At 74.0% G+C, this 12,633-nt stretch carries 7 protein-coding genes; 5 read left to right on the top strand and 2 right to left on the bottom strand.

Annotation, left to right across the window (positions count from 1 at the left end; all coding sequences use genetic code 11):
- The first annotated feature begins 229 nt into the window (after positions 1 to 229).
- Positions 230 to 919: a FadR/GntR family transcriptional regulator gene (locus tag ACJ6WD_RS13145; RefSeq protein ID WP_407615825.1), complete on the top strand. Its 690-nt coding sequence runs from the start codon at positions 230 to 232 to the stop codon at positions 917 to 919.
- A gap of 46 nt (positions 920 to 965) precedes the next feature.
- Here the strand turns inward: ACJ6WD_RS13145 and ilvA are convergent, their stop codons facing one another.
- A complete protein-coding gene (gene ilvA, locus ACJ6WD_RS13140; RefSeq protein WP_376440253.1) occupies positions 966 to 2,216 on the bottom strand; it encodes a threonine ammonia-lyase IlvA in 1,251 nt (416 codons plus the stop codon).
- A gap of 330 nt (positions 2,217 to 2,546) precedes the next feature.
- On the opposite strand from ilvA, the gene ACJ6WD_RS13135 reads away from it, so the two are divergent.
- The 3 genes from ACJ6WD_RS13135 (at position 2,547) to ACJ6WD_RS13125 (ending at position 5,438) form a co-directional block, all read left to right on the top strand.
- The gene (locus tag ACJ6WD_RS13135; protein ID WP_407615824.1) at positions 2,547 to 3,206 is read left to right on the top strand and encodes a hypothetical protein; all 660 of its coding nucleotides are present in this window, start codon (positions 2,547 to 2,549) and stop codon (positions 3,204 to 3,206) included.
- Between the two features lie 47 nt (positions 3,207 to 3,253).
- Positions 3,254 to 3,727, top strand: coding sequence for a nuclear transport factor 2 family protein (locus tag ACJ6WD_RS13130; RefSeq protein WP_233659516.1), 474 nt, complete (start codon positions 3,254 to 3,256; stop codon positions 3,725 to 3,727).
- 274 nt (positions 3,728 to 4,001) lie between these two features.
- Positions 4,002 to 5,438 carry an FAD-dependent monooxygenase gene (locus ACJ6WD_RS13125; protein WP_407615823.1) on the top strand — a complete coding sequence of 479 codons (1,437 nt, stop codon included), beginning with the start codon at positions 4,002 to 4,004 and terminating at the stop codon, positions 5,436 to 5,438.
- Positions 5,439 to 5,477: 39 nt separating this feature from the next.
- Here ACJ6WD_RS13125 and ACJ6WD_RS13120 read toward each other — a convergent pair whose 3' ends face one another.
- Positions 5,478 to 11,300 (bottom strand): TIR domain-containing protein, encoded by a 5,823-nt coding sequence (locus ACJ6WD_RS13120; protein WP_233659518.1) that lies wholly within the window; start codon positions 11,298 to 11,300, stop codon positions 5,478 to 5,480.
- A gap of 132 nt (positions 11,301 to 11,432) precedes the next feature.
- Here ACJ6WD_RS13120 and ACJ6WD_RS13115 point away from each other — a divergent pair, with 132 nt between their 5' ends.
- On the top strand, positions 11,433 to 12,620 hold the full coding sequence (locus tag ACJ6WD_RS13115) for an SLC13 family permease (protein ID WP_407615822.1): 1,188 nt from the start codon (positions 11,433 to 11,435) through the stop codon (positions 12,618 to 12,620).
- Positions 12,621 to 12,633: the final 13 nt, after the last annotated feature.

Here is a 12,633-nt window from a genome sequence, read left to right as displayed (position 1 = left end):
GACGCGTGCTTGGCGTGGAACCGGGGTCGGGTGTGTGGGAGGAGCGACAGGCGTGTGGTGCGACCGGGCCGCGGAAGACCGGAGTTCGCCGGACCGGACCGCGTCCTCCCCTCCCCCTCGACTCACCGCGACGCGCGCCACCGGCCGCCTCCGCCGGCGCCCGGCAGCAGCGCCACCCCGAGTAGACTCACCACCCGAATCATCAGACAACCTGAGAGGTGATGGCGGAATGCCGCTCGGCGCCCTCCGTCCCAGTCCGCTGGTCGAACAGGCCACCCAGCACCTGCGCGACCAGATCACCGGTGGACAGTGGCCGGTGGGGACCAAGCTCCCGGCCGAGACCGCCCTCGCCAAGACGCTCGGCGTGGGCCGCTCCACGGTGCGCGAGGCGCTGCGCGCCCTGGCCGGGGCCGGCCTGGTCCAGGCCCGTCAGGGCGCCGGCGTCTTCGTGATCGCCACCGAGCCCGAGGAGGACTGGCCCACCCGGCTGCGGCGCGCCGCGGTCACCGACGTCTACGAAGTCCGGATGCTCGTCGAGGTGCAGGCCGCACGCCTGGCGGCACAGCGCCGCACCAAGACCGACATCGCCGCCATGCGGGCCGCACTGGAGGCCCGCCGGGCCGCGGCGGCCGGCGATGACGCGGGCTTCGTCGACGCCGACATCGCCCTGCACACCGCGGTCGTCACCGCCGCCCACAACCCCGTGCTGAGCGACCTCTTCGTCGAATTCGTCCCCGCGCTGCGCACGGGGCTGATCGGTCTGCTGGACATCCTCGACCTGCGGACCCACGAGCCCCAACACGGCGACGCGGCCCACGAGGCTCTGGTGCGGGCCGTCGAACGCGGCGACGCCGACACCGCCAGCAGTACGTTGCAGGCCGAGTTGGAGGGGACCCTCGCCCGCCTGTACCGCCTCTGAGGCGCGGCGGGCGCGGTGCCTGGGCGGGCGCGGCGCTCCACGCGGTTCACAGCAGGAAGGAGAACCACGGGGAGCCCGGCGCGATCCGTTCGATCGACAGGGGACTGTCCCCCATGCGCCGCAACAGGCTGTCGAGGTCCTGGGGACGCTCCAACTCGATCCCGACGAGGGCCGGTCCGGTCTCCCGGTTGTTCTTCTTGACGTACTCGAAGGCCACGATGTCCTCGCCCTTGTCGAGCACCTCGTCGAGGAAGTGCCGTAGTGCGCCCGGCTGTTGGGGGAACGTCACCAGGAAGTAGTGGCGCAGGCCCACGTGCACCAGTGAGCGTTCCACCACGTCGGCGTAGCGGCTCACGTCGTTGTTGCCACCGGACACCACGCAGACCACGGTGCCCGGTCCCGTGCCGGACACCACCTGCCGGGCCGCCGCGCTCGCCAGCGCACCGGCCGGTTCGGCGATGATCCCGTCGGTCTGGTAGAGGTCGAGCATCTCGGTGCACACGGCACCCTCGTCGACCGCGACGACCTCGTCCACCAACTCCTTGACCAGCGGGAAGGCCCGCTCGCCGACCTTGCCCACGGCTGCCCCGTCGACGAACGAGTCGAGTTCGGGCAGTGCCACGGGCCCGCCGTGCTCCAGCGCGGCCCGCATGCTGGCGGCGCCGGCCGGTTCGGCGCCGACGATGCGGGTGTGCGGCGAGTGCGCGCGCAGCCAGACGGCGATTCCACCGATCAGGCCGCCACCGCCGACCGGCACCACCACCGTGTCGAGGGCGGTGTCGCACTGCTGGGTGATCTCGCGGGCGACGGTGCCCTGCCCCGCCATCGTCCGCACGTCGTCGAAGGGGTGGACGTACACCGCACCGGTGCGCTCGCTGTCCCAGTGCGCCGCGGCGCTGGCCTCGTCGTAGGTGCTGCCGACCACCACGAGTTCGACCATGTCACCGCCGAACGCCGCGATGCGCTCGCGCTTCTGCCGCGGCGTGTTGGACGGCACGAACACCCGGCCGCGGATGCCGAGCCGGCGGCAGGCGAAGGCGACGCCCTGGCCGTGGTTGCCGGCACTGGCGCAGACGACGCCGCGCCGCTGCTCCTCGTCGGTGAGCGACGAGACCAGGTTGAAGGCGCCACGGACCTTGTACGAACGGCAGACCTGACTGTCTTCCCGCTTCAGCAGGATCCGGCTTCCGAGCAGCTCCGAGAGCCGCTGGTTCTCCTCCAACGCCGTCCGCCGCACCACCGGCTCAAGCCGTCGCGCCGCCTGTTCGATACCGTCTGCGTTCAACGTGCCTGACATCTCCGGATCGTAACGCGGGCCCACAGCGGGCCCTTCGCGTCGACCACGATGCGGACATACCGCGCGGTGCGACCCGTCGAGGCGGCGAGGCATGCGCCCCCGTCCCCGCCCTCACGTGGCCCCGCGCGGGATGGGGGAGGCGGAATGCCGGATGCGGACGACGCGGTCGCACCGGTCCGGGAAGGTCTCCACCAGGCCGGTGGTGCGCAGCTCCACCATGGCTTGACGGTGGCGTTGCCGCCCCGGCGCTTCGACGTGTCATGCCGGCGTTCATCAGACGCTCATTGCGGCCGGTGATCATCGTCCGAGGACCAGGAATCGGGGGGAAACGTGCTGAACGAAAGGGTCTTCCGGAGCGAGGACGCGCCGGTGGCGGACCGGCTGGCCTACTGGCAGGAACGACTGGAGCGGACCCCTGCTCCGGTGCGGTTGAGCAGTGACCACGCCCACGACTTCCGGGCCACCCAGCGGGTGTTGGACGTCGGTGCCGTTTGCGTGTGGCCGGCCACGTTCCAGTCGATGGTGAGCCGGCGCACGCCGAAACTGATCCGCCAGTCCGACCCGGAGGTGTTCCACCTCTCCCTCGTCGTGAGCGGCACGGCGCCGGGCAGGTGGGGCGACCACGAGGTCGGGTACGAGCCGACCGATCTGCACGTCAACGACTCCTCGGTGCCATGGGAGATCCACACCGGCCGCAGCCCGGCCACGTCCGTGGGGGTGGAGGTGCCCAAGGCCCTGTTGCCACTGCCGCGCCATGCGGCTGCCGACCGGATCCCACAGCGGGTGTCGACACGCGAGGGGATCGGCGCGCTGCTGGCACAGTTCCTCACCCAGTTGAACGCGGACACCAGTTGCTACCGGCCGTCCGACGGGCCCCGCCTGGGCAGGGTCCTGCAGGGCTGCGCACACGGACACAACGGCGCCCGGGGCTCCCCGGGCCCAGGGAGGGGCAACATGATGAGGTTTCGGCTGGCAGGATCGCCGTCATGACGACGGATGCAACACGGTGCGGGCCACCGTCTCGTTTGGGGGAAGCCATGTCCACGTCCCAGCGCACGGCGGCCGAGCCGGCGTCGAGCTGTCGCGCCATCGAGAACCTGATCGCCCGCTACGCCGAGCTCGTGGACGACGGTGACTTCGCCGGGCTCGGCGTCCTCCTCGCCGACGCCACCTTCGTCGGCAGCGGCGGGCCGGTGCACGGGCGCGACGCGATCGAGAAGTCGTTCCGGGACACGCTGATCGTCCACGACGACGGCACACCGCGGACCCAGCACGTCGTCACCAACGTGGCCGTCGAGGTCGACGAGCAGGCCCACACGGCGGAAGCGCGCTCCTACGTCACCGTGTTGCAGGCCCTGCCCGACCTGCCCTTGCAGCCCATCGCCGCCGGCCGGTACCACGACCGCTTCGAGCGCGCCGAGGGCCGGTGGCGCTTCGTCGAGCGGAGGGTCCGCATCAACCTGGTCGGCGAGGTGCGCCACCACCTGCGCCAGGCGGCCGCACCGCGTTAGTACCCCCGGCGGCCGTAGGGCTCCGCGCGGCGGACGCGAACCGGTGGCCCCGTCCGCGTCGACGCCTTCCCGCCGTTCCGGGCAGGCACGTCGGACCGAGCCGTGCCGTGGTGCGCGCCGGCTGGCGTGGTCGGCACGGCCGGCAGGGTCGGATTCTGCCGAGGGGGCGGGGGGTGGTGTCGGATGGCGCCGTGCGGCGGCCGGTTGGTGGCTCGGGGGGCTCGGTGGGCGGAGTGTTGCAGGCGCCTTGATCGAGACGTTCGGAGGGGAAGTCATGGACACCGAGGTGCTCATCGTCGGCGCGGGTCCGACCGGTCTGACGCTGGCCAACGAGTTGCTCGTGGCGGGGGTGTCGGCCGTGCTGGTCGACAAGCTCGCGCGGCGCAGCGAGTTGTCGAAGGCCGGCGGCGTGCAGTCCCGCACGCAGGAGGCGTTCGACCAGCGCGGACTGCTGGAGCCGTTGCTGGCCACCGGCGACTACCCGGCCGGCACCGCGCACTTCGCCGGGATTCCGCTGCCGCTGACCCGTGGCCGGCACCGTCTGCCCTGGCGGTCCATACCGCAGGTGGCGATCGAGGGGTTCCTCGAAAGGCACCTCGCCGCGCGCGGCAGCCGGGTCCGGCGCGACCACGAACTGACCGGCCTCGTCCAGGACGCGGACGGGGTCACCGCGACCTTCGCCGGCGGTGCGCGGATCCGCTGCCGGTACCTCGTGGCCGCCGACGGTGCGCACAGCACGGTGCGGTCACTGCTGCGGGCCGAGTTCCCCGGCCGGCCGGGCACGGCGACCACGGTCGCCGCCGACGTGCGGCTGGGCGGCGACGAGGTCCCGACGCACACCTGGAGTCCGGACGGGCACTGGGTGCACGTGTTCCCGTTGGGCACCGATCCGCAGGGCAGGCCGCTGCGCCGGCTGGCCATGGGCGGGCCGGGTCGGTCGCTGCCCCGGGACGTCCCGGTCACCGCGGACGAGATCCGCGACGGCCTGCGCAGCGTCCTCGGATCCCGGGTGGAACTGCTCGAACTGCGCTACGCCCGCCGCATCACCAACGCGGCCCGCCAGGTCGCCCGGTACCGGCACGGGCGGGTGTTCCTGGCCGGCGACGCCGCCCACGTGCACCTTCCGATCGGCGCGCAGGGCATGAACACCGGGATCCAGGACGCGCTCAACCTCGGGTGGAAACTCGGCGCCGCCGTGCGCGGTTGGGCCCCGGAAGGACTGTTGGACACCTATCACGGGGAACGGCACCCGGTCGGGGCCGGTGTGCTGCGCAACGTCCAGGCGCAGAGCCTGCTGATGGACTCGGAGGGCACCCGCGCCCCGGACGTGACGGCCGCCAGGGAACTGTTCGCGGGCATGACGCGCCTGCGGGACGTCCAGTACCACCTGGACGACATGCTGTCCGGCATGGGCATCCGCTACGCGATGCCGGGCGCCGAGGACGAGCCGCTGGTCGGTCTGCCCGCCTCGGAGCCGGGCCTCGGGCCGGTCCCGTTGCACGAACTGTTGCGGTCCGGGCGCGGGGTCCTGCTCGACCCGGCCGACGGGTTCGCCGAGGTCGCCGACCTCTGGTCGGACCGGGTGGACCGGGTGAGCCGGGTCGGTGGCACGCGGGCGCTGCTCGTACGACCGGACGGGTACGTGTGCTGGGCCGGCGGCCCGGACGGACCGGAAGCGGCGCTCGGGCACTGGTTCGGCGCGCCGAAGTGACGCGCCGCCCGGTGGAGCCGGGGCGGCTGCCCCGCGGCGTCACAACTCCGCGTCGAGCGGGAGGCGGTGGACGCCGGGAAGGTACTCGTCGAGTTCACCGGGGGTGAACCGGGCCATGCCGACGACGTGCCAGAACTCGCCGGCCACCTCGCCCTCGTACTTGTAGCCGCCCTCGGGGGTCAGTGCCGCCCAGCCGCCGGGGACGCCGATGAGCGTGGCGTGTGGGGTGGGCGGCGGGCCGTCCGGGGCGGGGACGTTCCACAGGCGGACCGTGCCGTCCTCGCCGCCGCTGGCCAGCCGAGTGCCGTCGGGGCTGAAGGCGAGGGAGAAGATCCGTCCGGTGTGGCCGGTGAGGCGGGCGGTGCGGCGGCCGGTGCGGGCGTCCCACAGGCAGATGACGCGGTCGTCGCCGGCGGTGGCGAGCAGCGGCAGCCGGGGGTGGGCGACGGCCGCCCAGAGCCGCCCGCGGTGTCCGGTCAGGACGTGCTGCGGCGCACCGTCGCGCCAGACGATGGCGGTGCCGTCCCAGGAGGCGCTGACCAGCCAGTCGTCGTCGGAGCCGAAGGCGACGGCGTAGACGCGGTCGCTGTGGGCGTCGAGTTCGGCCGTCAGGCCGCCGCCCTCCTGGTGCCAGAGGCGGACCCGGCCGTCGTCGCAGCCGGTGGCGAGGGCGGTGCCGTCGCCGCGGAAGGCGATGGACCGCACCCGGCCGCGGTGGTCGGAGAGGGTGACGACGTGCGCTCCGGTGGCGCGCCACCACAGGCGGACCGAGTCGTCGTCGTTGGCGGTGGCGAGCAGGGTGCCGTCGGCGCTGAACGCCTCGGCCCAGGTGTGGTCGGTCTCCACGTCGATCTCGCGGAGGTACTCGCCGGTCAGGGCGTTCCACAGGTAGACGTCGCCGTCGTTGCTGGCGGTGCCGAGGATCGGGCCGGCGGGGCTGAAGACCGCGGAGATCAACCGGTCGCCGCGGCCGGTGAGTTCGGCGGTGCGGCGGCCGGTGCGGGCGTCCCACAGGCGGACCAGTCCGTCGTTGCCGCTGGTGGCGAGGCGGGAGCCGTCGGCGCTGAAGGCGACGGTGTTGACCCGGCGGCCGTGGCCGCGCAGGATGCGCTGGCCCTGGCCGGTGTCGGCGTTCCAGATCTGGGCGCCGCCGTCGTTGCCGACGGTGACGAGTTGGCTGTCCTGCGGGCGGAAACGGCAGGCCCAGGCGGAACCGCGGTGTTCGACGGGCTGCTGGCGCAGCAGGCTGATGGCGCGGTGGCCGCCGGAGAGGGCGACGCGCCACAGGCGTACGGTGCCGTCGCTGTCGCAGGCGGCGAGGAGCCGTCCGCCGTTGCCGAACATCACCTGGTAGACCGCGCCGGTGCACCGCTCCAGCGCTCCGGCGGGCGCGCCGACCACGGGGTCCCACAGCCGGACCTGGCCGTCGGTGTCGCCGCTGACGAGGAGGGTGCCCTCGGGGTGGAAGTCGAGGGTGTAGACGCGGCCGGTGTGGCCGGTGAAGGTGTGCAGCAGGCGGCGTTCGGCGACGTGCCAGACGCGGACCGTGCCGTGGCCGTCGGCGCCGTGGTCGCCGGTGGCCAGGAGGGTGCCGTCGGGGCTGAACCGGGCGCGGAACACCGCGCCCTCGTGGCCGTCGAGGCGGCCGGTGCACCGGCCCGTGCGGGTGTCCCAGATGCGGAGGTTGGCGGCGGCGTCGCCGGTGACGAGGGTGCGCCCGTCGACGCTGAACACCGCGGTGTAGACGGGGGCGGTGTGGCCGGGGAGCTGGTGCAGGGGTTCGCCGGTGGCGGTGTCCCAGAGGGTGACCAGGCCGTCGGCGTCGCCGGTGGCGACGACGGTCCCGGCGTCGTCGAGGGAGACCGGCCAGACGCCGCCGGGGTGGACGTCCAGACGGTGCAGCTGGCGTCCGGAGACCGGGTCCCACAGCCGTACGGTGCCGTCGGCGCCGCCGGTGGCGAGGATCCGGGAGCGGAACTTCACGGCGTAGACGCGGCCTTCGTGGCCGTGCAGGGTGCGCATCGCGCGGCCGGTGTCGGCGGCGCAGACCAGCACGCCGCCGTCTTCGCTGCCCACCGCGAGGAGTTCGCCCTCGGGGCTGTACGAGAGGGGCTCGGGCAGCCGGCTGGTGCGCATGTCGAAGCCGTAGGGGACGCCGACGGCGGCGGGGCGGAAGCCGACCTCGACGGGCATGCCGGGGGCGAGGGCCGCGGTGCGCAGTTCGGGGGCGGCGCGGACCCGGGCGTCGGTGAGCGGGTCGATGAGCGCGGCGCGGTGCCAGCGGCTGCGGGTCAGACGGGCGCCGCGCAGGTCGGCGCGGGTGAGGCGGGCGCCGCGCAGGTCGGCACCGGACAGGTCGGCGCCGGACAGGTCGGCGTGGTCGAGGCGGGCGCCGTTGAGGCGGGCGTCGCGCAGCACGGCGCCGGAGAGGTTGGCGCCGATGAGGCGGGTGTCGGTGAGGTCGGCGCCGGTGAGGTCGACGCCGGAGAAGTCGCGGCCGGAGAGGTCCTCGCCGGAGAGCCGGGCGGCGCGCAGGTCGGCGCCGGCGGGGACGCGGAGCCGGTCGATGACGCGGACGGCGTTGGCGCGCGCCGCGTCGCTGACGCCGGGGCCGGGGGCGTTGAGGACGGTGCGGACCCAGGCGGTGCTCAGGTCGTGGTCGGCGAGGTCGCAGAAGAACTCGACGGCGAGGGCGCTCAGCGGGCGGGCGGCGAGCAGGGTGCTGTCGCCCTCGGCGAGGCGGTCGGCGGCCGCGCGGGCGATGAGCCATTCGACGACCGAGCCGTGGATGAACTGGAACAGGCCGTCGTCGGTGCGGATCAGCAGGCTTCCGGCGCCGACGGCCTGGGCGCTCTCCTGGGTGGTGAGGGTGGTGCCGGCGAGCCCGGCGAGGGCGGTGGCGACGGTGTCGGTCAGTTCGTCGAGGTGCAGACCGCCGCGGCCGGTCTCCCACAGGCGGCGGGCGAGGGCGGTGACGGCGGCCCACAGGTGGTCGAGGGTGAGGCCGGGGGCGGCGCCGGGGCCGCCCTGCCCGCGGCGCTCCTCATGGGCGAGCCAGGCGGTGAAGACGTCCTCGTAGAGCCGGGCGGGGCTCAGTGCGCGGCCGGCGCCGGCGACGGCGCGCAGCTGGTCGGGGTCGAGGTCGGCGACGAAACTGAGCAGCCGGGGGTTGGCGCACAGGGCGAGCAGGTCGGGGATGTTGCCCAGGAGTGCGAAGCGGCGGTCGGCGGTCTCCTCGTCGCCGTAGCGGTTGACGAGGTAGGCGCGGATCTGTTCGGGGACGAAGCCCTCGACGGCGAGGATGCGGCGCTGCGGGAGCAGGCCGACGCGTTCGCCGAGGGCGGTGAGGATCTGATCCTGCGACTTGAAGTGCTGGGTGCGGCTGCTGACCACGATCTTGGCGTTGTCGACGGCGGCGTTGAGGAGGACCTGGAGGTGGTCGGCGGCGCGGTCGTAGCTGACGCGGTTGACGAGTTCGTCGAAGCCGTCGAAGAGCAGCACGACGCGGCCCTGGCCGAGCATGTAGCGCAGGGCGCGCAGGTCGATGGTGTCGACGTCGTGGCCGGCGAGGTGGGCGGCGACGAGCCCTTCGAGGCTGTGCGCGCGGTCGAGGGTGTGCAGCGGGATGAGCAGGGGGGTGAGGTGCGGGAGGCGTTCGGGGATGCGGCGGGCGAGCTCGCGCAGGGCGAAGGTCTTGCCGTGTCCGAAGTCGCCGAGGAGCAGCAGGAAGCGGCCGTGGTCGGTCTCCAGGAGCTGGAGCATGGCCTCGACGAGGTGGTCGCGCTCGTCGGCGTCGGGGCGTTCGGCGTCGCGGTAGCGCTGCGGGAGGTAGAGGTCGGGGGCGTAGCGGTCGTCGTTGCTCAGCCGGGCGGTCTGGGCGGTGACGTAGCCGCGCAGGTCGAGCAGGCCCTGGAACTCCAGGAAGCTGCGGACGCGGACGCCGCGGCGCCCGGCGCGTTCGCGCAGGGACTGTTCGGGCGGCGGGCCGTCGTGGACCAGCTCGGCCTCGGAACCGGTGTCGGTGGCGTGCGCCTGGGCGAGGAACCGGTCGAGTTCGGCGTCGGTGGGGGTGCCGGGGTGGACGGCGATGCGCTGCTGGCGGACGACGCCCTCGTCGCTCCAGGTGACCATGATCTGGGTGAGGTCGTCGGGGGCGCCGCGGGGGACGTCGCGGAGGCGGACGCCTTCCTGCCGGGCGCGGCAGACCTCCTTGACGCGTTCGGCGAGGGAGTCGGCGGGCTCGTCGACGGCCCGGTTGTCGGCGGGCGGCGCGGCGGCGGGCGGGGCGGCGGGCTCGTCGGGCGTGCCGAGGATCCGTCCGGCGCCGTGCCAACTGACGGGGAAGACGGCAGGTTCGGTGCCGCCGTCGCCGGTCCAGCGGGTGACGCCGTCGGCCGTGACGCGCAGCAGCTCGAACCCGGCGGGGGCGGCCGGACCGTACAGCGGCAGGCTGCCGTCGTGGAGCGGCAGGTGGTCGTGGGACGGCTCGCCGCCGGTGGTGCGGGGGCCGCCGCTGGGGCCGTGCAGGACGAAGTGGAGGCGGGGCGCGGCGAGGCGGGTGAAGGTGTCGACGTCGCGGAGCGTGCCGGGGCCGCCGGGTGCGTCCTGGGGGCGGCGGCGGCCGGTGAGCGGGTGGCGGAGCGCGCCGATGCGCAACCAGCCCTCCTCCTCGTAGCCGCGCAGCGCCTCGGCGAACCAGGCGGCCTGGTCGCGGCCGAGGAAGCCGTACTGGTCGTCGGGGCGGTGGCTGGCGGCGATGGAGGAGTTGAACCCGGCGACGACGGTGTGGAGTTCGGGCACCGGGAAGAGGGTCCAGGGCTGGTCGCTGTCGAAGACGGTGTCGAGGCCCTCGTAGAGGCCGCGGAAGAGGCGGGTGTAGTGGCGCCACTTGGGCCAGTACGGGGGCTGCGGCGGGATCTCGTCGGCCTCGCAGGTGTGGAAGTAGCCGCGGCAGGCGGCCTGGCTGACGTCTTGGTTCCCGGGGACGACCACGACGCGCTGCGGCGGCAGGTCGAGCTGCGAGCGCAGTCCGGTGAGGAAGCTGAGCGCCTGGTCGCACTCGCGGGGGCTGCCGGAGGCGGTGAGGTCGCCGGTGACGACGAGGAGGTCGGGCGCGGGGGCGCCGGCGTCCTTCAGCTCGACGAGGTCGCCGCGGATCTCCCGGCGCAGCGCTTCCGGTTCGCGGCCGCGGCCGAAGTCGGGGCCGGCGAGGTGCAGGACGGTCAGCGCGCCCTGGTCGCGGGCCGCGCCGGGGGCCTGGGGGTAGCGGGGCGCGCGGGCCGGGCGGCGGCGGCCGGACCAGCCGGTGCGGCCGAGCGGACGCTGCCGGTCGTCGGCGGGGGCGGCGGGCCCGGGCAGGTGGACGGATTCGGCGGGGGTGGCGGAGCCGGGGTAGCCGGGGCGGCGGCCGGGCCGGGCGTGGCCGTCGACGGCCTGGCCGACGCGGGTGAGCAGCAGGCTGCGGGCGGTCGCGGCGTCGGCGACGCCGACGAGGTCGACGTAGGTGATGGTGGCGAGGAGTCCCTCGATGGGGATGTCCTCCACGCGGACGGTGAGCAGCTTGCGCTCGGGCTCCTCCGGTTCGGCGCGGAGCGCGGCCTGCCATTCCATGCGGCCGTAGGTGGAGCGGCCGTAGTGGCCGGAGAGGACGGCGATGACGGCGACGGATTCGCTGACGCCGCGGTCCATGAAGTCGATGAAGTTGGTGCCGGCGACGAAGTCCCATGCCTGGATGACGGTGCGGTACCCGGCTTCCTCCAGGGTCCACGCGATCCATGACGCCCATTGTTCGTCGGCGGGCGAGTAGCTGATGAAGAAGTCCAAGTCACGTGTCCGGCCGAGCAGTTCCCCGTCAGTCGCCATGTCCCCATCGTAGGAGTTCGGGAGGTGGTGGGACAGGCGGTTGGAAGGATCACGCCGGAGGCGCCCGGCGCCGGTCGGCGATCTCGCCCCTCGCCCCGACCCCGTCCGCTCGCGTGTGCGACGCTGTCGGGCGTGCGATTCCTCAAGCGTCTGCATCCCTTGGACTGGCTCGCCGGCGGGCTGCTCGCCGGCGGCCTGCTGTGCGTGGCCACGGGGCTGCTGCCGGCGGCGCCCGCCGGGGAGGCGATGGCGCGCGTCGGGCCGCTGCTGGTGTTCTTGGCGACGGTGATCGTGATGGCCGAGCTGACCGGCCGGGCCGAGGTGTTCGACGCGGTGGCGTCCTGGGTGGCGCGGACCGGGAAGGGCAGTTATCCGCGGCTGTTCGGGCTGTGCGTGCTCTTCGCTTCGGTCACCACCATCGCGCTGAACCTCGACACCACGGCGGTGCTGCTGACGCCGGTGATGCTGGCGCTGGCCGGGCGGGTGGGCATCGCGCCGGTGCCGCTGGCGATGACGACGGTCTGGCTCGCCAACACCGCGAGCCTGTTGCTGCCGGTGTCGAACCTGACGAACCTGCTGGCGTCGGACCGGGTCGGCCTCTCCCCCACCGCGATGGCCGCCACGATGGGCCTGCCCCAGCTGGCCGCCGTCGCCGCCACGATGGCGTGCCTGTGGGGGTTCTACTGGCGGCGCGGACGGCGAGGCGCCGACGGGTACCTGCCGCCGGAGCAGCGGGCGCCGGCCGATCCGGTGCTGTTCCGGGTGTGTGCGCTGGCGTGCGTGGGCTTCCTGGTGGCGATCCTCGTCGCGGACGTGCCGCTTTGGTCGGCGTCGCTGACCACGATGCTGATCGTGGTCGTCGCGTTCGCGGTGCGGCGCCCCGCCGAACTGCGCTGGTCGCTGGTGCCGTGGCGGCTGCTGGTGCTGGTGCCGGGGATGTTCCTGGTCGTCGAGACGGTGAACGCGCACGGGCTGCACGCGCTGCTGACGGCGGCGGTCGGACCGGACGGCGGCCTCGGCGGCATGCTGCGCTCGGCGGGCGTGGGCGCGGGCCTGTCCAACGTCCTCAACAACCTGCCGGTCTACATGGCGGGCGAGGCGGCGGTGCCGGTCGGCAACCACCATCAGCTGCTGGCGCTGCTCATCGGCACCAACGTCGGCCCGCTGGTCACGCCGTGGGCGTCGCTGGCGACGCTGCTGTGGTTCGAGCGGTGCCGCGGCCAGGGCACCGTCATCCCGCTGCGGCGGTTCATGGGGACGGGGTTCGTCCTGGCCGTGACGGCGACGCTGGCGGCGACGGCGACACTGGCGGTGGGGTGAGCGGCGGGGCGCC

This window comes from Streptomyces sp. VTCC 41912 (assembly GCF_045799175.1).
GTDB classification, from domain to species: Bacteria; Actinomycetota; Actinomycetes; order Streptomycetales; family Streptomycetaceae; genus Streptomyces; species Streptomyces albulus_C.
This window is presented reverse-complemented; position numbering and strand designations above follow the sequence as displayed.

What these genes read in the sequence shown, in the direction of transcription:
- ACJ6WD_RS13145 (WP_407615825.1), top strand. Translation starts at nt 230, where the DNA reads ATGCCGCTCGGCGCCCTCCGTCCCAGTCCGCTGGTCGAACAGGCCACC.
- ilvA (WP_376440253.1), bottom strand. Translation starts at nt 2,216, where the DNA reads ATGTCAGGCACGTTGAACGCAGACGGTATCGAACAGGCGGCGCGACGG.
- ACJ6WD_RS13130 (WP_233659516.1), top strand. Translation starts at nt 3,254, where the DNA reads ATGTCCACGTCCCAGCGCACGGCGGCCGAGCCGGCGTCGAGCTGTCGC.
- ACJ6WD_RS13120 (WP_233659518.1), bottom strand. Translation starts at nt 11,300, where the DNA reads ATGGCGACTGACGGGGAACTGCTCGGCCGGACACGTGACTTGGACTTC.
- ACJ6WD_RS13125 (WP_407615823.1), top strand. Translation starts at nt 4,002, where the DNA reads ATGGACACCGAGGTGCTCATCGTCGGCGCGGGTCCGACCGGTCTGACG.